The sequence below is a fragment of the Streptomyces sp. GQFP genome (assembly GCF_021545335.1).
GTDB lineage: Bacteria > Actinomycetota > Actinomycetes > Streptomycetales > Streptomycetaceae > Streptomyces.
This window is the reverse complement of sequence record NZ_CP089312.1, coordinates 1,835,711-1,854,823: the sequence shown is the minus strand read 5'-3', so window position 1 is coordinate 1,854,823 and position 19,113 is coordinate 1,835,711. Positions and strand designations below refer to the sequence as shown.

The window sequence follows — 19,113 nt, the reverse complement described above, 5'->3', positions numbered from 1 at the left end:
ATGAAGCTCCTTAGCGGTGCTGGTCCTGGCTTTCGGTTCGGTCGGCTGATTCGGTCGGCGCGGATCGGTGGACGACCGGTCGAGCGGCGGCCGGGGTCCCCTGTTCCCGGCCTGTTTCCCGGCCCCGTCCCCGCACCCATGTCCGGGCCTCCCGTGCCGGCTTCGCGACCAGGGCCTCCAGGGGTCCCCGGCCCCTGGTGAGCCGCCAGACGACCGCGAAGAGCAGCGAGCCCGCGACCAGTACGGCGTACTGGAGGTCGGGGGAGCCGTTCAGGGCTCCGGTGGCGAGGAACAGGACATGGGCGGTGTAGAGGGTCAGCGGCATGCTTCCGGCGGCCGCCAGCGGGAGCAGCGCGCGCCGCACCACGGTGATCCGGGTCAGCAGCAGGACCGCCGCGAGCAGTGCGGTGGCCGAGCCGAGGGTGTGCAGTACGTCGAACGGCGAGGTGGCGTGCGGGGCCCGGGAGAGCATCGACCACCAGGTCTCGCCGTCCGGGGTGTCCCACAGGGCCTCGTCGCGGGCGTGCGGCCCGGTCGTGTCGTAGAACTCATTCTCCTGGAGCCGCTCAAGGCCGCCCCAGCGGAAGAGCCACAGCGAGCAGACCAGCCAGGAGGAGGCGGCGAGCGCCAGTCCGGCGGTCAGCAGCCGGGTCGCGGTGCGCCGGTCGAAGAGGTCGAGGCGCCCGATGGCGAGCCCGGCGCAGAGGTACGCCGTCCACGCCAGGACCGGATAGTCGCCGTGGACCAGGAGGTCGCCGAGGAGACCGGCCGGGTCGGTGACGACGTCCTGGAGCGTCGGGTCACCGTCGAAGGCGGGTTCGGGCAGCGCTCCCTGCAACAGGTGGACGAGGAAGGGCGCGACCACGCCCAGCCCGAGGGCGATACAGGCCAACGTCCGTGCCCGCAGGGCCAGCAGAGGCAGCGCGAGCAGGAACAACAGGGCGTAGAAGGCGAGGATGACGTCGACTTCGAGGCCGGCCGCGTTGGCGGCGTAGCCCAAGGTCAGCCCGATCAGACCGACGGACAGTGCCCGTGCGGCGACCGAGGCGAGCGAGCCGCGGTCGACCCGGGGCGTACGGCCGCCGGTCGTGAAGGCCAGGCCGACGCCGGCGACCAGCGCGAAGGTCGCCGAGGACCGGCCGCCCGCCAGCTGCCAGGCCACCGTCGGTGAATCGTCCGGCTCGAACGCTCCGAATACATGCACGGAGAACATACCGAGTAACGCGAGGCCACGGGCCACGTCCACACCGGCGATGCGCGGTGTCGATAAAGGCATGAGGTAGCTCCGTAAATGGGAAAATTGGCACGATGGATTTCACGTCCGCCGTACGCCCGCGGTGCAGCTGTGAGCGGGAGTGACAGTTGACGCGATATGGGAAATGGCGTGCTGGACGAATTGACGTGTCAGTGGAAAATGTCGATGAGCGCGGCGTGCGGCACGGCGTCGATCCGCACGTTTTCCGTGCGGATCACAGGCAACGCGGCTCGATCGGGCTTGGTCGGAGCCCGGATGCCCCCGTGTCGTGATGCTTCGCACTCCCTTGGGTGGGTGTGCCCCGGAGAATGCAATCCGAATTGTTTCGACCCGGTTATGAACGGGTCAAGCGTCACCGGCGTAATGTCGCTTTCCTGTTACAGAGTCACGACTTTTCGTACGGAATGCGACTGCGTGTGCGGACCCCTCACCTGGGAGCTTTCCGTAGGGCAGGTGTAATTGCCGGGCGGTATTCCGTTTGGGCGCGCCGAAATATGGCCGCCAAGTGCATGACAGAAATAGTATTCGATTTTCCTGCTGAATCGTTCCTTTCCGTTTCCACTGGGTTTCCCTTCGTTTTCTGCCGCGTCACGGGAAGGAAGGGGAGGGAGCGGCGCACGGGTGCCGGGCCCTGACCGGGGCACCGGAGGGTGAGAGAGGTACCGCCCGCCCGATACCGTTAGGGCGTGCAGGCAGCAAGTGAACTTCCCGAGAGCCCCAGCGGCCGACTCCATCGCGCGCGCGTCCTCTACCGGAACGTCTCGAAGCGCAGGACCGCATGGCTGTTGCTCAAGGACACCGTCAACTCGTGCATCGAGTACCGGATCCTGGGTCTGGCCGCGGAGGCGGCCTTCTTCACGCTGCTGTCCGTGCCGCCGCTGCTGCTGAGCCTGATCGGCCTGCTCGGCTACGTCGACGACTGGACCGGCACCGACACCATCACCAGTCTGGAGACCAACATCCTGGAGGCGTCCCGGACGGTCCTGTCCGACAAGGGCGTCACGGAGATCGCCCGGCCGATCCTGGACGACGTGATGAAGGGCGGCCGGCCCGACGTCATCTCCATAGGGTTCCTGTTCGCCCTCTGGTCCGGCTCCCGCGCGGTGAACGTCTTCATCGACACCATCACCGTCATGTACGGCCTGGACGGTGTCCGAGGGATCGTGAAAACCAGGCTCGTCGCCTTCGTCCTGTTCGTCGTAGCCCTGTTGATCGGCTCGGTCGCGCTGCCGCTGATGGTGGCGGGCCCGGACGCCGTACTGAACGTCCTGCCATGGTCGGAGACGCTCGTACAGGTCCTGTACTGGCCCGTCGTCATCCTCCTCTCCATCGCCTTCCTGACGACGCTGTTCCATGTGTCGGTCCCGGTGCGCTCACCGTGGATCGAGGACGTGCCGGGCGCGCTGGTGGCCCTCGGGATGTGGGTGCTCGGCAGTTTCCTGCTGCGCATCTACCTGACCAAGACGATCGAGGGCGCGACGATCTACGGATCGCTCGCCGCCGCTGTCGCCGTCCTCCTGTGGGTCGGTGTCTCGGCCTTCGCCGTGCTCGTCGGGGCCGCCGTCAACGCGGCGATCGACCGTGTCTGGCCGGCCGCCTCCACGGCCGCCGCGCGTGCCGCGAACGAGAGGCTCCGCGAGGAGGAGGCCGCGGAGTACGTCGCCCGGATGACCGCCGCCCGCACCTACGAGCACGACGACGACCCCGACGACCCGGCGGACATGCCCTCCGAGTTCCCGGAACGCTGGTCCCGCTTCCTGCCCCCGGAGGACGTGACGTCCCGCCTGCGGGCGCATGTGAAGAGCACACCCAAGACGGGGGAGGGGCCGCCCTCCGCGAAGTGACGGGGGGTGGGGTGAGGCCGGGCTTTTCTTCGCCCCCGCCGCCCCTACCCGTCCCATCCTTCTGGGGGCTGCCGCCCCCAGACCCCCGCTCCGGCCCTGAAGGGGCCTTGTCCTCAAACGCCGGACGGGCTGGGTATGTCAGCCCGTCCGGCGTTTGAGGACGAAGGGGGGTCTGGGGGCGGGGGCGAATCCGACTCGGCGCGCAGACGTGCCTCGTGGCGGCGTAGCCTTTCGTACGTGTACGAGGAACGGCCCTCCCGGCTGCCGGGCGCGGTGGTGTGGACGAACACCCCGGCCGGGCCCGGCGCGCGGCCCGTCCTGCCCGACGGCTGCATGGACCTGCTCTGGCGCGAGGGCCGCCTGCTGGTCGCGGGCCCCGACACCCGCCCGTACGTCCCCGAGGGCGCCCCCGTCCGCTGGGCGGGCGTCCGCTTCCGACCCGGCACGGCGCCGACCCTGCTCGGCGTGCCCGCGCACGAACTCCGAGACCGGCGCGTCGAGTTGGCCGACCTGTGGGGAGCGGCGGAGGTGCGGCGGCTCAGGGCACGTGTCGACGCGGCGCCGGATCCGGCGACGGCGCTTGAGCAGCTGGCACTGGAACGGGCGGCGGACACACCTCCGCCGGATCCCCTGCTGGGCGGCCTGGTGGCGGCCCTGCAATCGGGCCGCCCGGTGGGCCGTACCGCAGACGAACTGGGCCTGAGCGCCCGCCAGTTGCACCGCCGCTCCCTGTCCGCCTTCGGCTACGGCCCCAAGACCCTGGCCCGCATCCTCCGCATGCAGCGCGCACTGGCCCTGGCGAGGGAGGGAGTCCCCTTCGCGGCGGCGGCGACACGAGCGGGGTACGCGGACCAGGCTCACTTGTCCCGGGAGGTAAGGGAGTTGGCGGGAGCATCGCTGCGGCAACTGTTGAACGAAGGGGGCTGAGCCCCCCTTAGGGGCGCGGGGAACTGCGCGACCAGCCCCCACCGACCTGCGGGCAAATCACTGCACGTCCCGCGGAGCGAACAAGTCGACCCCATTGCCATCAGGATCAAGCACGCACGCATACCGCTGCCCCCAAACCGCATCCCACGGCTTCAACTCACTCCCATACCCCGCCCCCACCAACTCCTCGTACAGCGCGTCGACTTCGGCAGCCGACCCGCACAGGAAGGCCAGCCCGATCCGCCCACCGCCACTCGGCCGCTGCCAGTCGGGATGGAAGGACCGGACGGTCTCCTCCGTGTCGAGCAACAGCCGTAGTCCGCCCGGCAGTTGGGCCTCGACATGCGGCTGATTCTCGGCTCCCTCGGGGATGTCGAGCCCGAGCCGGCGGTAGAAGGCGACGGAGGCGGCGAGGTCGGCGGTGACGATGCCGATGGCGTCGAAGCGGGGAGTCGGTCGTGAGGACGGTCGTGAGGATGGTTGTGAGGACGGTTGTGTAGTCATACGGCCACGTTAGGAGGGTCGGCGGCAGCAGGTCTTGAACGAATCGGACGTGTCGGGACCCCGGTTGCGGGCACGGCCGAGGGTGCCGATAGTGGAAGAGAGAACTGTTCACCGGCGGAGCGGGAACGACATCCGGTGCTGCCATCGGGTGCCGTCGTGCACCACGAGGTCGACCGACGACACCTCGGCGGTGAAGGGAAGACGGCCGTTCAGGTCGGCCTCCACCTCCTCCAGGACGGCGACGTTCTCCTGCCGTTGGGCGACGGTGAGATGCGGGACGACGTCGTCGAACTTCCCGCCGTACGGCGGGGTTTCCGGCCACCGGTCCGTGATCGCCCCGGTGAGCCGACGGAACGGCGCGTCCGGTTCCGGAGCGAGATACAGCAGCCCCGGAAGCCGCGCGCAGCGCTCGAACCGGACCTCGAAGGAAGCGTGCCGTCCGAGCACCTCGCCGAGAGCGGCGAGGGTGGCGCCGTCGATTCCGCTCGCGGGGAGAAAGGGGACTCCGCCGAGGGAATCCGCACGACGAGTGCTGAGTGCTGTCTGCCCTGCTCTTGTCGATGTACCTGTCACCGCACCTGTCCAGCAGAGGAGAGGAGACGGGCACGGCGCTGTTCCGTACCCGCCCGGGAGAGGCGAACGTCATGGCCCACACGAGCAACGCGCTGTTCGAGCAACCGAGGAGTCCGGTCACCGTGGAAGCGGTGTACGACCCCGTCCTCTCCCGCTGGTTGTGGCTGGTCAAGTGGGTGCTGGCGATCCCGCACTACGTCGTCCTCCTCTTCCTCTGGCTCGCCTTCCTCCTCGTCACCGTGATCGCCTTCTTCGCGATCCTGTTCACCGGCGCCTATCCACGCGCCCTGTTCACCTTCAACGTCGGTGTCCTGCGCTGGAGTTGGCGGGTGGCGTACTACACGTACGGCTCCCTCGGCACCGACCGCTATCCGCCGTTCACGCTCGCGGACGTGCCCGACTATCCGGCCCACCTGGAGGTGGCCCGGCCCGAACAGCTCTCGCGCGGGCTCGTGCTCGTCAAGTGGTGGCTGCTGGTGCTGCCGCAGCTGCTGGTGGTCGCCGTCTTCGAGGGCGGCGCACGCTGCGTGGGAGGCCTCGCGGGCCTGCTGGCCTTCTACGCGGGCGTCTCCCTGCTCTTCACGGGCCGCTATCCGCGCGGCATGTACGACCTCAACGTCGGCCTGCACCGCTGGACGGCCCGCGTCGTGGCGTACGCGGCACTGATGACGGACACCTATCCGCCGTTCCGCCTCGACCAGGGCCCGAGCGAGCCGTGACCCACATCGGGCACGGCGAGAACACCGGGCGCACCGCGTCCGGAGGGCGTTGTCAGTGGTGGCGTGCAGGATGGCGGGCATGACCACACCAGTTGCAGTGATCGTGGATGCCGTCGCCTACGCGCAGGCGGTCGAGGACGCGGTGAAGGCGTCGGCCGCCTATTACGAGGGCGGCACCTCGGTGCTGGACGACGACGCCTACGACAGGCTCGTACGCGGCATCGCGGCCTGGGAGGCCGACCATCCCGAGCAGGTGCTGCCCGAGTCGCCGACCGGGAAGGTCGCCGGGGGCGCCGTGGAAGGCGATGTCCCGCACACCGTCGAGATGCTGAGCCTGGACAACGTGTTCTCGCCGGAGGAGTTCACCGCCTGGACCGCGTCGCTGGCCCGCCGTATCGGCCACGAGGTGGAGCGGTTCAGCGTGGAGCCGAAGCTCGACGGACTCGCGATCGCCGCCCGCTACACCCACGGCCGCCTCACCCGGCTGATCACCCGCGGCGACGGGAGAGCCGGCGAGGACGTCTCGCACGCCATCGGCACCGTCGAGGGCCTGCCCGCCGAGCTGGCCGAACCGGTGACGGTGGAGGTGCGCGGCGAAGTCCTGATGACCAGCGCCCAGTTCGAGTACGCCAACGAGGTGCGCACGACCCACGGTGGGGCACCGTTCGCCAATCCGCGTGGAGCCTCGGCGGGCACCCTGCGCGCCAAGGAGCGCGCGTACACGGTGCCGATGACGTTCTTCGGCTACGGCCTGCTGCCCCTCGCCGACACCGGGACACAGCTCGCGGACCGGCTGGGCGGGCTCGCGCACAGTGACCTCATGACCCTGGCGGGTGAGCTGGGCGTGAACACCACCGCGACCACCGCCGTACCCGGTGTCACCTGTGACACGGTCGAGCAGGTGATGGCCCGGGTCACGGAGATCGGCGCACTGCGGGCGGAGCTGCCGTTCGGGATCGACGGGATCGTCATCAAGGCCGACCTGGCCGCCGACCAGCAGGCCGCAGGGTCGGGGTCGCGTGCGCCGCGCTGGGCGATCGCCTACAAGCTGCCCGCCGTGGAGAAGATCACCCGGCTCCTCGATGTGGAGTGGAACGTGGGCTGCACCGGGATCATCGCCCCGCGCGCGGTCCTGGAGCCGGTGGAGATCGACGGCGCCACCATCACGTACGCGACCCTCCACAACCCCAACGACATCACCCGCCGTGACCTGCGTCTGGGCGACCACGTCATGGTCCATCGCGCCGGCGATGTCATCCCGCGCGTGGAAGCCCCCGTCGCCCACCTTCGTACGGGCGACGAGCAGCCGATCGTCTTCCCCGAGGTGTGTCCGCGCTGCGGGGCGGCCATCGACACCAGCGAACAGCGCTGGCGCTGCGAGAACGGCCGTAACTGCCACCTGGTCGCCGCCCTCTCCTACGCGGCCGGCCGCGACCAGCTCGACATCGAGGGCCTCGGCCACACCCGCGTCGTCCAACTCGTCGACGCCGGCCTGGTGAAGGATCTCGCCGACCTGTTCGCCCTCACCCGGGAGCAGTTGCTGGCCCTGGAGCGGATGGGCGAGACGAGCACCGACAACCTCCTCGCCGCGATCGGCGCGGCGAAGGGCCAGCCCCTGTCGCGCGTGCTGTGCGCCCTCGGGGTACGTGGCACCGGCCGCTCCATGTCCCGCCGTATCGCCCGGTACTTCGCCACGATGGACAACATCCGCGCCGCGGACGCCGAAGCGATGCGCCAGGTCGAGGGCATCGGCACCGAGAAGGCCCCGTCCATCGTCGCCGAACTGACCGAACTGGCCCCGCTCATCGACAGACTCGTCGCGGCCGGGGTGAACATGACGGAACCCGGCGCCACCCCGCCCACCCCCACGACCGATGCCGCCGACGACGGCCTCCCGGAGGCCGCGGACACGACGAACGGCCCCCTGGCAGGGATGACGGTGGTCGTCACCGGCGCCATGACCGGAGCCCTGGAGAAGCTCAGCCGCAACCAGATGAACGAGCTCATCGAACGCGCCGGAGGCCGCTCCTCCTCCAGCGTCTCCAAGAAGACCACCTTGGTCGTCGCCGGAGAAGGCGCCGGCTCGAAGCGCGCCAAGGCCGAGACACTCGGCGTCCGCCTGGCCACCCCGGACGAGTTCGCGGCCCTCGTCGCCGACCACCTCGACCCCCTGGGACCGGACGCCCCCGCCGCATAAGCTCGTCGTCCATGGCACCCAACCTCCTCGTCTACACCCGCACGACCGCCTTCCGGCACGACTCCATCCCGGCCGCCGTGGCCGCCGTACGCACACTCGGCGACTTCGAGGTGGACCACACCGAGGAGCCCGAGGCCTTCGAGCGGCCCCTGGACGGGTACGCGGCCGTCGTGTTCCTCTCCACCAGCGGCGAGGTGCTGACACCCACCGGGCGCGAGCGGCTCGCCGCATACGTCGAGGCGGGCGGCGGGTTCGTCGGCATACACGCGGCGGCCTGCACGGAGTACGACTGGCCGTACTACGGCGAGTTGCTCGGCGCCTGGTTCGCCCAACACCCGGCGTACCAGCCCGGCAAGGCGATGGTCGAGGACCACGACCACCCCGCGACCGCCCACCTGCCGGAAGTCTGGCAGTTCACCGACGAGTGGTACGACTTCCGCACCAACCCCCGAACCACGGCCCACATACTCATCTCCGCCGACGAGTCCTCCTACGAGGGCGGAGGAATGGGCGACGACCACCCGTTGGCGTGGTGCAGAGAGCATGGCGCGGGCAACGGCCGAGTCTTTTACACCGCTCTCGGCCACGCCGAGGAGGCATACGACGACCCGGACTTCCGCGCCCACCTGCTGGGCGGCATCACCTGGGCAACGGGCCTGAGTCAGAGGCACCCCTTCAGGGGCGCGGGCACTCCCGGACTCGTCTGAGGAACAGGCGGCGGAACTGCCAGGACAGCGAGGCCAGATCGCTGATGAGACGGCTGTTCCGACCGTGCCTACGGGTGCGTGTCCGTGATCGCGATGACCTCGTCGAGGTGGTCCAGGGCGGCCCGCAGGTCGTCGATCTTGGCCTGGATGCGCTCGCGCTCGGCTCGCAGCATGGCTCGTTGCCCGGCGTCGGTGTGCCCGGAGTCCCAGCACGGCAGGAGTTCGCTGATCCTTCGGCTGGTGAGGCCGGCGGCGAACATCTGCTGGAAGAAGCGGACCAGGGGGATGGCGTCCTGCCGGTACAGACGCTGGCCGGACGGGCTGCGCTCCGCGATGAGCAGCCCTTGCTGCTCGTAGTAGCGCACGGCGCGCACGGAGACGTCGGCGCCTCGTGCCACCTCGCCGATGCGGATCAACCGCTCTGCTGCGGCCACTGTGACAGTCATGGTGATTCCTCTCACCCCTGGCCCTGACGACCAAGCACTTGCCCCTGACGTTGGCGTCAGGTTTTAGCGTACCGGCCATGGATATCAACAACTCCGTCGCCCTTGTCACCGGAGCCAACCGCGGCCTGGGCCGCGCCTTCGCCCAGCGCCTGCTCGAACGGGGCGCCCGCAAGGTCTACGCGACGGCCCGCCGACCGGAGACCGTGGACCTGCCCGGGGTCGAGGTGCTGCCCCTCGACATCGCCGATCCCGCATCCGTGAGGGCCGCCGCCGAGGCCGCCCCGGACGTCTCGCTGCTCATCAACAACGCGGGAATCAGTACGGGGACCGACCTGGTGACCGGTTCGCTGGACGCGGTGCGGCACGAGCTGGAGACCAACATGTTCGGCCACCTGGGAATGATCCGGGAGTTCGCGCCGGCGCTCGCCAGGAACGGCGGGGGCGCGGTCGTCAACGTCCTCTCCGCCATGTCGTGGTTCGGCGGCAAGGGCGCCAATGCCTACCACCTGACCAAGGCCGCCGCCTGGGCCATGACCAACGGCGTCCGCCTGGAGCTCGCCGAGCAGGGCACGCTCGTCACAGCGGTACACCTCGGCCTGGCCGACACCGACATGGCGGCGGGCTGGCCCGTGGACAAGATCGCTCCGTCGGACCTGGCCGACGCGGCGCTCGACGGTGTCGAGGCGGGCTCCGCCGAGGTCCTCGCCGACCAGTGGAGCCGGGACGTCAAGTCCCGTCTGCCGCTGACGCCGGAAGAGTTCAACGCCGCGATGGACCGCGCCCTGGCGGCGCTGATGGCGGCCTGAGGGGCCCCTCGGGCCGCGACGGCCCATGCCGCGTTGTTGGCGGTCGTCAGCCGTGCAGCCACTGTCGGGGTCGAGCACGGCGAAGGCGTCTTCGTGGCGGATGCGGCCGTGGAGGAGGCCTGGCTGTTCACCTGGTACTGGGGCCCCAGAAGTGGACCTGGGCTCCGCCAGTCTGGTTGTTGCGAACAGCGAGCGCGTTTCCGGGAGCTGATCGAGGCCGAGGCCACGGCCCGGATCGGCGAGGGCCCCCTTGGGCTCAGGCGGCGATGGCCACCCGGAGCCGGATCGGAGCCAGAACGGTGCGCCCGGAAAGGCGCGGGGAACCGCGTGACGAGCCCCCACCGGCCCGCAGCCGAAAACGAAACCTCAGGAACCGGGAGAGCCCGGCGCAGCCGTACTACCCCGGACAACCAACCGCGTGGACAACTCCGTACGAGTCCCTTCCGGCCGGTCCCCGGCCATCATCCGCACCAACAACCGCAACGCGGCCCCCGCCATCTCCGACAACGGCTGCCGAACAGTGGTCAGCGCAGGAGTAACCCACCGCGACTCGGGAAGGTCGTCGAACCCCACCACACTCACATCCTCCGGCACCCTCAACTTCCGCTCAGCCAACGCCCGGTACACACCGAGCGCCATCTTGTCCGAGCACACGAACACCGCCGTCGGCGGCTCCGGCAGGTCCAGCAGCTCCAACATCCGCCCGTACGCGACCGTCTCGTCGAAGCTGCCGTACCGGATGTACTCGGGACGCTGGCGCACCCCCGCCGACACAAGCGCCGAGCGATACCCGGCCACCCGCGCACTGCTGCACATCTTGCGCCGGTACCCGGCGATGACCGCGATGCGTTCATGGCCCAGGCCCAGCAGATGTTCCGCCGCCGTCACTCCGCCGTGCCAGTTGGCCGCGCCCACCGACACCACCCCCGGCGGCGATTCCAGTACCGGGTCGATCATCACGAACGGGATGTGGTGCTGGTCGAGCCAGGCGTACTGGGACGGGGTCAGTTCGGCGAGGTTGAACAGGACGCCGGAGGAGCCCCGGGCCGTCAGCTTGTCCAGCCAGCCGCGTTCCGGGCGCCCGCCCCGGGTCCGGGTCAGGCCCGCCGACACGACCACCTCCAGACCCGCGTCGTGCGCCGCCTCCTCCACACCGTGCAGGACCGCGCCCGACCAGGAGTTGTCGAGCGAGTGGACGATCAGGTCGACCAGGCCGGGCGCCTTCGACGCGTCGGAGCGGGGTCTGCGGACATAGCCGAGCCGGTCCAGTGCCTCGGTGACCCGCCGCCGGGTCTCCGGCGCCACGTCCTCCCGGCCGTTCACGACCTTCGAGGCGGTCGGTACGGAGACCCCGGCCTCCCGGGCCACGACCGCCAGCGTGGGCCCCGTGGGCGCGCTGCCACCTCCGGTGCGGACCATGGAAACCGCCTCTCCAGCCCCGCCCGAGGACCATCGAAAGTTTCGAATAGGGCTGCTCACGCGACGGAAACATTGACCGCGTAGCAACCGGTTCCTACATTAGGGCCGCCGCAACACCGCGTGAAGACATAGGGATTCAAAGGATCACGCCGACCGAAATTTTCGAAATACCGAACGCGAAAACGACGAGGCATCACGACAGGCAGGACCCAGGACAGGAGATGTGCGGGATGACGACCGCAGGCCCCATCCACAACCCCGTGCTCCCCGGATTCCACCCGGACCCCAGCATCCTGAGGGTCGGTGCCGACTACTACCTCGCCACCTCCACCTTCGAGTGGTTCCCGGGCGTCCCCGTGCACCACTCGACGGACCTCGTCCACTGGACGCCGGCCGGTCACATCCTGGACCGTGCCGACCTCCTCGACCTGCGCGGAGTCCCCGACTCGGGCGGAGTGTGGGCGCCCTCGCTGTCGTACCACGAGGGCCGGTTCTGGATGGTCTACAGCATCGTCCGGACCGTCGGTTCCCCCTACAAGGACGTCGACAACTACCTGGTGACCGCCGAGTCGATCGACGGTCCGTGGTCGGAACCGGTGTTCCTGAACTCCTCCGGGTTCGACCCGTCGTTCTTCCACGACGAGGACGGCCGCAGCTGGCTGCTCAACATGCAGTGGGACCCGCGCGAGGGGCATCCGTCGTTCGCCGGAATCCTGCTCCAGGAGTACGACGCCCGGAAGCAGGCCCTGATCGGACTGCCGCGCACGATCCTCACCCACGACGAGCTGATCGAGGGTCCCAACGTGTACCGGCGGGACGGCTGGTACTACCTGATGCTCGCCGAGGGCGGCACCGGCTGGAACCACGGCATCCTGATGGCCCGTTCACGCGAACTGACCGGACCCTACGAACTCGACCCCCAGGGCTCGCTCCTGACGACCCGTGACATTCCCGACTGGCCTCTGCAGAAGGCGGGGCACGGGGAGTTGGTGTGCACGGAGGCGGGGGAGTGGTACCTAGCCCACCTCGCCTCGCGCCCCGTTGCCACCCCTGACGGACCCCGCTGCGTACTCGGCCGGGAGACCTGCCTGCAACGCGTGACCTGGACGGACGACGGCTGGCTACGACTGGCGGACGGAGGCCGCCGACCGAGCCTGGAGGTGTTGGCACCCAGGGGAGTCCAACCCTCAACCACCTTTCCCGTCAAGGCCGTTGGCCGCGACGACTTCGACACCCCCACCCTCCCCACCCACTGGAGCACCCTGCGCGCCCCCGCCGCCCCCGACTGGCTCACCCTCACCGAGCGCCCCGGCCATCTGCGGCTGCGCGGCAGACAGAGCCCGCACTCCCGCTACGACCAGAGCCTGGTCGCGCGCCGGCTGACCTCGGTGCGCTGCGAGGTGACGACGGTGGTCGACTTCCGCCCCGCCCACTTCACCCAACTGGCGGGCCTGATCTGCTGGTACGACACCGCCCAGCACTACTATCTGCGCCTCACCCACACCGAGGGCAGGGGCAGGGTGCTGGGCGTCGTCTTCACCGACGACGGAACGTACGGGGAACTCCCGGACTCCCAACTCGACGTCGACGACTGGCCGTTGGTGCACATGCGCGCCCGCTTCGACGGCGCCGAACTCCGCTTCTCCGCGTCCCCGGACGGCGTGGACTGGCGGCCGGTCGGGCCCGTCCTCGACGCGTCCAGGCTCTCCGACGACTACGGCCAACGCCTGCGTTTCACCGGCGCGTTCGTCGGCGTCTGCGCCCAGGATCTGGGCGGCACCCGCACCCAGGCGGACTTCGACTGGTTCGACGTACGGGAACTCGCTGACATGTGAGAAACCGGATGTTGAAATGACCCGCGTCAACCAGCTCACCCGGTCTTTTCGACCCGAACGACACGCAGCAGGAGGTGGGACGTTCATGCACGCACGGGCCGCCGCCGGTTTCTCGTCCATCACGATGATGGTCAAACTCGACGACATCTCCACGGAGTTGATCCAGCAGGCGCAACGCGAGCTGGGGATCGACATCACTGTCGTTCAGGGCGACCGGTTCATGAAGGCCGCCCAGTACGTCGCCAAGTACAACCTGGGCAACGACGTCCCGTTCACCACCTACACCTGGGGGGTGGCCGAGAGCGTCCGGCCCGAGGGCGGGGGAGGGGACCACGGCACGACTAGCGGCGGCTTCGACCAGCTCGGTTTCGGGACGGTGATGTACGCCAAATAGCCGCCCGCTCACCCACCGAATGGCTTCTTCCGCGGGAATACCGCCAGGTCATGTGTTGCTCTGATCTGAACGGTTCACGCGCGGCGGCGAGGGAGCTGGTGGGCAGATGACGGCAGAACCGACGGAGTCCGTGGAGCAGCCCGTCGTACGGACGCCCTACGGGGACGTCCGCGGCAGATACGAGGGCGACGGGATCGCGGTCTTCCGTGGCATCCCGTACGCCGCCTCGCCCTTCGGCCCCCGCCGGTTCAGGCCGCCCGTGCCGCCCACCCCCTGGGACGGGGTGCGCGACGCGGGCGGCTTCGGTCCCACCGCGCCGAAACCGCCGTACTCCGAGGCCTTCGCCCGGCTGCTGTCGGACCCGGTGGTCCCCGGTGACGACTGCCTCAACCTCAACGTCTGGACACCGGAGCTGGGCCGGGACGCGCGGCTTCCGGTCATGGTGTGGATCCATGGCGGAGCCTTGACCCGAGGCTCCTCGGCCGTGCCCGTCTACGACGGCCATGCCTTCGCCCGCGACGGCGTGGTCCTCGTCTCGGTCAACTACCGTCTGGGCGTGGAGGGTTACGGCCTCTTCCCGGACGCGCCGGCCAACCCAGGACTGCGCGACCAGCTCGCCGCCCTGGAGTGGGTACGGGCGTCCGTCGCGGCCTTCGGCGGCGACCCCGACCGGGTCACCGTCTTCGGCCAGTCGGCCGGCGCGATCAGCATCGGCGCGCTGCTCGCCGCTCCCCGCGCCCAGGGGCTCTTCCGGCGGGCGGTGCTCCAGAGCGGGCCGCCCGAGGTGAGCGACCGTGACAAGGTACGGCGGATGGTGCGCCGGATGGCGACCCGGCTGAAGATCCCGGCGACCGCCGAGGCCTTCGCCGCCGTCGACCGGGAGCTGCTGCTGCGCGTCCAGGGCGAGGTCGGCCGGCTGAGCAGCCCGGTCCTCGGCGGGCCCGCCTTCGGCATCGTCGTCGACGGCGACCTCGTACCCCGCGACCCCCTGGAGGCCCTCGTCGAGGGAGCCGCCGCCGACGTCGACCTGATGCTGGGCTGGACCCGGGACGAGTACCGGCTCTGGCTGGTGCCGGGCGGGCTGGTGGAGCGCGTCGACCGGCTCGGTACGGTCGCCCTGGCCGGCGCGATGGCCCGCTGCCGCTGCGGCCCCGAGGTCCCGCGCGGCTACCGCGCCCTGCACCCCGGCGCCGGCACCGCCGACCTGGTCGGCCAGCTGGTCACCGACCACCTGCTCCGCGTACCGCTGCACCGCCTCGCGGACGCCCGGCACGGCGGCGGGGCCTATGTGTACGAGTTCGCCTGGCCGTCGACCAAGCCCGGCCTGGGCGCCTGCCACGCCCTCGAACTCGGATTCGTGTTCGACACCCGGGAGGCACCCGAGTCGGCCAAGCTCGCGGGCGAGGGCGCCCCGCAGGATCTCGCCGAGGCGATGCACACGGCGTGGGTGCGCTTCGCCGTCGACGGCGACCCGGGCTGGCAGCGCTGGGACCCCTCGCACCCGGTGCGCGTCTTCGGCGACGGCGCCCCGCACACCGTACGAGGCCCACGGGACCGCGAACTGGCTCTGTGGGCGGCCGACCGCGCCCCCGGGGCACCGGGACCGACACCGGCGTCGGCCCTCCCGCTCGGTTCGCGTATGCGTGCCGTGGAATCCCGGTCAGTCGTACGGCGGCTCCGCCTCCCCGGCAGCGTCCCGAGGCGCTGACCACCGGCCGCCCCCAGGTGGCAGGTGTGCGCGCCGCCCGGCCGCCACCGCGCACGCGTCCGGGCGGGCGGCCTCATGACGACCCAGGTCAGCACGTCCACGGTGGAGACCGAGGCCCCGCAGTCGGCCGCCCGCTCCTCCCTGGCCCGTACGGAGAGCCGCTGGGGCCTCTACCACGAGCGCACCGACACCCCGCGCGAGGTACGGGTCTCCGCTGCCCAGGGCCTGGGCACCGCCGGCACCCCGGACGACCTCAAGCCCTTGCTCGCCGACACCGATGCCCGGGTCCGGGCCGCCCCGCTCACCGCCCTCGCGACCACGGGCTGCTGCCCGCCGCCGCTGGACACGGCGGTGACTGCCGCTCTTCCTGGCCGACCCCGCCCGGCAGGTCCGTTCGGGTGCGGCGGCATCGGAGTTGGCGGTGCCCGTGCTGGCAGAGGTGCTGTCGGACGCGTTCGCCGACGTCCGCAAGGCGGCGGTCCGGGCGCTGCGCCGCCACGACGGTCGGCCGGGGGTGGCGGAGGCGCTCGCTTCGGTGTCGGGGGGACGCGGACGCGGATGTGCGGGCGTACGCCCGGCTTCGTAGTCAGGACGTCAACTGCTGAGTGTCGCCACCGAGTTCCGTACGACGACATGCGTGCCCAGGAGCAGGTGCTCGTCCGGGTCGTCGGGGGTACGGCCGAGGGCGGTGCGGACGGCGAGGCGGCCCAACTCCTCGTAGGGGACGTGGACCGTGGTGAGCGCCGGGTGCAGGTCGCGGGCGAACGGGATGTCGTCGTACCCGGCCAGTGAGACGTCGCCCGGCACGGAGAGTCCGGCCTCGTGGAGGGCGGTCAGCGCACCGGCGGCGACCATGTCGGTGGCGGCCATCACCGCCGTGAACTCGAGCCCCTGGGACAGGGCTTGGCGCATCAGACGGTGGCCCGAGTCGCGGGTGAAGTCGCCGTGCAGCCGCAGCGCCGGGTCGGGTTCCAGGCCGCGGGCACGGTGGGCGGCGGTGTAGCCGCGTTCGCGGCCCTGGGCGGTGGTGTGGTCGGGGCGGCCGCCGAGGAAGAGGAGACGCTGATGGCCCTGGGCGAGGACGTGGGCGCACAGGGCATAGGCGCCGCCCTCGTTGTCGTACTCGATGACCGTGACCGGCGTACCGGGATTCAGCGGCGGCCGGCCGCACAGCACCAGGCGGGAGCCGACGGAGGCCAGGGAGTCGGCGATACGGGCCGTGCGGGTGCGGTACTCGGGGGTGTCGGCGGTGCCGCCGACCAGGATCACGGCGGCGGCACGCTGGGCACGCATCATCTCCACGAACTCCAGTTCGTGCGCGGTGTCGCCGTCCGTGCTGCACACCAGGCTGAGATGGCCGAGCCGGGTCGCCTCGCGCTCCACGCCGTGCGCCATGAGCGCGAACGAGGGCCCGGTGATGTCGTCGAGCACGAAGGCGAGCGTGGGCGTACCGACTCCGGCGACCGCCTTGGCGCGCGCGTCGGCGACATAGTCCAGCTCACGTACGGCCCGCATGACGCTGGTACGGGTCGCCGCGCTCACCGGGTAGTCGCCGCCCAGCACCCGGGACACGGTGGACGCGGACACCCCGGCCCGGGCCGCGACATCCCGGATGGTGCTGCGTGTCGCGCTGACTCCGGTGCTGCTCTTCCTCGTCATGGTGCGTGCCCCCCTGTCCGTGGGACCTGCGGCAACACATTGGCAACCGGTTCCCGGTCCGGAGGCTAGCAGTGGATGTGGGCGGGCGGGAGCGGGAGGGCGAGGGCGAGGGGCCCGGAACCGAAACTTTCCCCGTGACCGGCCCCTCCAGCTCTGTTCCACTCCGATCTACTTCGATCTACGCCGAACTCGCCGCCGCCTCCTCCGCCGAGAGACGCGGACGGGCGGTTGTGGCGCCGAAGCTTCGGGCGGTCGCCGGAGTCGGGTCGGTCGGCCTGCGGGTGTGCCAGTCGGTGACCGCCTGATAGGCCGCCGCGACCTCCAACAGCCGGTCCTCCTCGTACGGTTGGCCGCCGAGTATCGTGCCGACGGGTACGCCGGCGCTGTCGAAGCCGATGGGGAAGCCGATCTCGGGCAGGCCGAGGATGTCGAAGGGGACGGGGCCGGTCTGCAGGACGACGTCGGCGGTGGTCAGCACACCGTCGAGCACCTCTCTCAGCAGGTGGTTCTTGGCGCGCTGGGCGGTGATCCACTCGTCGCCCGAGAGCATCAGCCCCTGCAGCCAACTCAGCAGCGACACCCCGAACTTGGTGGGATCGGTGCGCAGCCAGTGCCGGAAGGGCTCGGTACGTTCGGCGAGTCGGGCCGCGTTGAACGTACCGGTGAGCAGGGCCCAGTCGTCCGGGTAGGCGACGTCGACGAGCGTGACGCCCGGGATCGCGTCCAGGCGCGTGAGGAACGCGGTCCTCAACTCCCGCTGGGCGGACAGGAAATCGGCGGGGACGCCGATACGGGTGGCCCGGCGCAGACGTACCTTGCCGCCTCTCGCCACGACCGGGGTCGCGGCGCGGATCAGGTCGGGTACGGCGGGCAGGCCGAGGGTGCGCGGGTCCTGCGGGTCCGGTCCGGCCAGGACCTGGAGCATGATCGCCGCGTCCATCGCGTCGCGCGCGAGCGGGCCCGCGTGGTCGCGGGTGAACGAGAGCGGGATGACGCCGTGGATGGACACCCGGCCCATCGTGGGCTTCAGGCCGGTCAGGTTCTGCTGGTTGGACGGCAGCACGATCGAGCCGCCGGTCTGCGTCCCGATCGACGAGGAGGCGAGCCGGCCGGCCACCGCGCAGGCGGGGCCGGTCGAGGAACCGCCGGGGTCGACGGACGGGTCCTCCGGCGTCCACGCGTTGACCGTCGTCACAGTGCCGTTCGGCTTCGTGGCGCGGGTGGTGGCCAGCGGCCCCATCTGGCCCTTGCCGAGCACGAACGCGCCGGCCGCCTTCAGCCGGGCCACGGCCGTGGCGTCCGTGTCCGGCACGAAGTCCTCGAAGATGAGGGAGTTGCAGCGGGTGGGCACGCCCGCCGTGAAGTAGTTGTCCTTGATGCAGAGGGGGATGCCGTGCAGGAGGCGTCTGCCCGCCGGCGTACGGTCCGCGCGCCGGGCCGCCGCACGCGCGTTCTCGGCGGTGACCTCCGCATACGCCTGGTACGTGCCGTCGTACCGCTCGATCCGCTCCAGGTACGCCTCGGTCAGCACGGTCGACTTCAGCTTCCCGCGCCGCATGAGTACGGCGGCCTCGGCGAGCGTCGCCTCCGACGGGTCGTTGCGTGCGGCCTGCCGTACGTCGATGTCGAGGGTGGGGTTGGGGATATGGTCCGCAACTGAAGCCGCGTGCACGGGAGTTGCTGCCTGCATGGTGAGTCCGCCAGCCAGCGCCGCCGAACTCGCCAGGAATATCCGCCGGTTGATGGATCTGTTGACGGATCTCTTGAGGGGGCTGCTCATGTCCGGTCGCCCGCCTTTCCGGTCCACGCCTCGGTGATGGACGGGTACAGGAGTGGCGGCGAGGCCTGCTGCGCGTACGCCGGGTCGGTGGCGGGCGGTGTCCAGCCGGATATCGCGCCGGGGGTCGAGGCGACGAACGCCCGCAGGGAGGCGAGCACTTGGGAGCGCGTCGGGACTCCGGTGGCGGGGTCGGCCTGCTCCGGCAGGAGCGACAGATCGAACCCGGCCAACGCCAGCCGGGTCCGTACATAGGCGTCCAACTGGTCCTGCGTGGGCGGCTCGGTCACCACGGCCTCCGTGATCGGCGTACGGGTTCGCCCCGGACTCCATCACCGGCCCG

Annotated in this window: 17 protein-coding genes and 1 pseudogene; 10 read left to right on the top strand and 8 right to left on the bottom strand. The window is 70.6% G+C overall.

The features are described 5' to 3' along the window. Positions 1 to 10: 10 nt before the first annotated feature. Positions 11 to 1,276, bottom strand: coding sequence for a heparan-alpha-glucosaminide N-acetyltransferase domain-containing protein (locus LUX31_RS08140; protein WP_235474103.1), 1,266 nt, complete (start codon positions 1,274 to 1,276; stop codon positions 11 to 13). Positions 1,277 to 1,941: 665 nt separating this feature from the next. On the opposite strand from LUX31_RS08140, the gene LUX31_RS08135 reads away from it, so the two are divergent. Together LUX31_RS08135 and LUX31_RS08130 are read left to right on the top strand one after the other, a co-directional pair. Beyond that, positions 1,942 to 3,099, top strand: coding sequence for a YihY/virulence factor BrkB family protein (locus LUX31_RS08135; protein ID WP_235474102.1), 1,158 nt, complete (start codon positions 1,942 to 1,944; stop codon positions 3,097 to 3,099). A 237-nt stretch (positions 3,100 to 3,336) separates the two neighbouring features. Further along, positions 3,337 to 4,026 carry a helix-turn-helix domain-containing protein gene (locus LUX31_RS08130; protein WP_235474101.1) on the top strand — a complete coding sequence of 230 codons (690 nt, stop codon included), beginning with the start codon at positions 3,337 to 3,339 and terminating at the stop codon, positions 4,024 to 4,026. A gap of 57 nt (positions 4,027 to 4,083) precedes the next feature. Here LUX31_RS08130 and LUX31_RS08125 read toward each other — a convergent pair whose 3' ends face one another. Together LUX31_RS08125 and LUX31_RS08120 are read right to left on the bottom strand one after the other, a co-directional pair. Further along, entirely contained in the window at positions 4,084 to 4,530 is a 447-nt protein-coding gene (locus LUX31_RS08125) for a VOC family protein (RefSeq protein WP_235474100.1), read from the bottom strand. A gap of 108 nt (positions 4,531 to 4,638) precedes the next feature. Further along, the gene (locus tag LUX31_RS08120) at positions 4,639 to 5,103 is read right to left on the bottom strand and encodes a 2'-5' RNA ligase family protein (RefSeq protein ID WP_235474099.1); all 465 of its coding nucleotides are present in this window, start codon (positions 5,101 to 5,103) and stop codon (positions 4,639 to 4,641) included. A 71-nt stretch (positions 5,104 to 5,174) separates the two neighbouring features. On the opposite strand from LUX31_RS08120, the gene LUX31_RS08115 reads away from it, so the two are divergent. From LUX31_RS08115 to LUX31_RS08105, 3 genes are all read left to right on the top strand, one after another. Continuing rightward, positions 5,175 to 5,822 carry a DUF4389 domain-containing protein gene (locus LUX31_RS08115; RefSeq protein WP_235479835.1) on the top strand — a complete coding sequence of 216 codons (648 nt, stop codon included), beginning with the start codon at positions 5,175 to 5,177 and terminating at the stop codon, positions 5,820 to 5,822. 79 nt (positions 5,823 to 5,901) lie between these two features. Further along, positions 5,902 to 8,019 (top strand): NAD-dependent DNA ligase LigA, encoded by a 2,118-nt coding sequence (ligA, locus tag LUX31_RS08110; RefSeq protein WP_235474098.1) that lies wholly within the window; start codon positions 5,902 to 5,904, stop codon positions 8,017 to 8,019. 11 nt (positions 8,020 to 8,030) lie between these two features. Further along, positions 8,031 to 8,726 (top strand): ThuA domain-containing protein, encoded by a 696-nt coding sequence (locus LUX31_RS08105; RefSeq protein WP_235474097.1) that lies wholly within the window; start codon positions 8,031 to 8,033, stop codon positions 8,724 to 8,726. A gap of 68 nt (positions 8,727 to 8,794) precedes the next feature. On the opposite strand, the gene LUX31_RS08100 is transcribed toward LUX31_RS08105, so the two are convergent. Next, complete coding sequence (locus LUX31_RS08100; RefSeq protein WP_235474096.1) at positions 8,795 to 9,172, bottom strand: MerR family DNA-binding transcriptional regulator; 378 nt, start codon at positions 9,170 to 9,172, stop codon at positions 8,795 to 8,797. A 77-nt stretch (positions 9,173 to 9,249) separates the two neighbouring features. Here LUX31_RS08100 and LUX31_RS08095 point away from each other — a divergent pair, with 77 nt between their 5' ends. After that, entirely contained in the window at positions 9,250 to 9,978 is a 729-nt protein-coding gene (locus LUX31_RS08095; RefSeq protein WP_235474095.1) for an SDR family oxidoreductase, read from the top strand. A 366-nt stretch (positions 9,979 to 10,344) separates the two neighbouring features. On the opposite strand, the gene LUX31_RS08090 is transcribed toward LUX31_RS08095, so the two are convergent. Next, entirely contained in the window at positions 10,345 to 11,397 is a 1,053-nt protein-coding gene (locus LUX31_RS08090) for a LacI family DNA-binding transcriptional regulator (RefSeq protein ID WP_235474094.1), read from the bottom strand. Between the two features lie 230 nt (positions 11,398 to 11,627). On the opposite strand from LUX31_RS08090, the gene LUX31_RS08085 reads away from it, so the two are divergent. The 4 genes and pseudogenes from LUX31_RS08085 to LUX31_RS08070 all read left to right on the top strand — a co-directional run bounded on the left by LUX31_RS08085 (position 11,628) and on the right by LUX31_RS08070 (position 15,920). Beyond that, positions 11,628 to 13,232, top strand: a complete 1,605-nt coding sequence (locus LUX31_RS08085; RefSeq protein WP_235474093.1) for a glycoside hydrolase family 43 protein — start codon at positions 11,628 to 11,630, stop codon at positions 13,230 to 13,232. A 184-nt stretch (positions 13,233 to 13,416) separates the two neighbouring features. Beyond that, a pseudogene (locus LUX31_RS08080) lies at positions 13,417 to 13,626 on the top strand (alginate lyase family protein); the annotation flags it as partial. 106 nt (positions 13,627 to 13,732) lie between these two features. Further along, positions 13,733 to 15,334 carry a carboxylesterase/lipase family protein gene (locus LUX31_RS08075; RefSeq protein WP_235474092.1) on the top strand — a complete coding sequence of 534 codons (1,602 nt, stop codon included), beginning with the start codon at positions 13,733 to 13,735 and terminating at the stop codon, positions 15,332 to 15,334. A 421-nt stretch (positions 15,335 to 15,755) separates the two neighbouring features. Then, complete coding sequence (locus tag LUX31_RS08070) at positions 15,756 to 15,920, top strand: hypothetical protein (protein ID WP_235474091.1); 165 nt, start codon at positions 15,756 to 15,758, stop codon at positions 15,918 to 15,920. Positions 15,921 to 15,928: 8 nt separating this feature from the next. On the opposite strand, the gene LUX31_RS08065 is transcribed toward LUX31_RS08070, so the two are convergent. The 3 genes from LUX31_RS08065 to LUX31_RS08055 all read right to left on the bottom strand — a co-directional run bounded on the left by LUX31_RS08065 (position 15,929) and on the right by LUX31_RS08055 (position 19,060). Further along, a complete protein-coding gene (locus tag LUX31_RS08065; RefSeq protein WP_235474090.1) occupies positions 15,929 to 16,993 on the bottom strand; it encodes a LacI family DNA-binding transcriptional regulator in 1,065 nt (354 codons plus the stop codon). A gap of 178 nt (positions 16,994 to 17,171) precedes the next feature. After that, positions 17,172 to 18,773: an amidase gene (locus LUX31_RS08060; protein WP_235474089.1), complete on the bottom strand. Its 1,602-nt coding sequence runs from the start codon at positions 18,771 to 18,773 to the stop codon at positions 17,172 to 17,174. Continuing rightward, positions 18,770 to 19,060 (bottom strand): hypothetical protein, encoded by a 291-nt coding sequence (locus tag LUX31_RS08055; protein ID WP_235474088.1) that lies wholly within the window; start codon positions 19,058 to 19,060, stop codon positions 18,770 to 18,772. The genes LUX31_RS08060 and LUX31_RS08055 overlap by 4 nt, the downstream gene beginning before the upstream one ends. Positions 19,061 to 19,113: the final 53 nt, after the last annotated feature.

What these genes read in the sequence shown, in the direction of transcription:
- LUX31_RS08140 (WP_235474103.1), bottom strand. Translation starts at nt 1,276, where the DNA reads ATGCCTTTATCGACACCGCGCATCGCCGGTGTGGACGTGGCCCGTGGC.
- LUX31_RS08125 (WP_235474100.1), bottom strand. Translation starts at nt 4,530, where the DNA reads ATGACTACACAACCGTCCTCACAACCATCCTCACGACCGTCCTCACGA.
- LUX31_RS08115 (WP_235479835.1), top strand. Translation starts at nt 5,175, where the DNA reads ATGGCCCACACGAGCAACGCGCTGTTCGAGCAACCGAGGAGTCCGGTC.
- ligA (WP_235474098.1), top strand. Translation starts at nt 5,902, where the DNA reads ATGACCACACCAGTTGCAGTGATCGTGGATGCCGTCGCCTACGCGCAG.
- LUX31_RS08105 (WP_235474097.1), top strand. Translation starts at nt 8,031, where the DNA reads ATGGCACCCAACCTCCTCGTCTACACCCGCACGACCGCCTTCCGGCAC.
- LUX31_RS08100 (WP_235474096.1), bottom strand. Translation starts at nt 9,172, where the DNA reads ATGACTGTCACAGTGGCCGCAGCAGAGCGGTTGATCCGCATCGGCGAG.
- LUX31_RS08095 (WP_235474095.1), top strand. Translation starts at nt 9,250, where the DNA reads ATGGATATCAACAACTCCGTCGCCCTTGTCACCGGAGCCAACCGCGGC.
- LUX31_RS08090 (WP_235474094.1), bottom strand. Translation starts at nt 11,397, where the DNA reads ATGGTCCGCACCGGAGGTGGCAGCGCGCCCACGGGGCCCACGCTGGCG.
- LUX31_RS08085 (WP_235474093.1), top strand. Translation starts at nt 11,628, where the DNA reads ATGACGACCGCAGGCCCCATCCACAACCCCGTGCTCCCCGGATTCCAC.
- LUX31_RS08075 (WP_235474092.1), top strand. Translation starts at nt 13,733, where the DNA reads ATGACGGCAGAACCGACGGAGTCCGTGGAGCAGCCCGTCGTACGGACG.
- LUX31_RS08065 (WP_235474090.1), bottom strand. Translation starts at nt 16,993, where the DNA reads ATGACGAGGAAGAGCAGCACCGGAGTCAGCGCGACACGCAGCACCATC.
- LUX31_RS08060 (WP_235474089.1), bottom strand. Translation starts at nt 18,773, where the DNA reads ATGAGCAGCCCCCTCAAGAGATCCGTCAACAGATCCATCAACCGGCGG.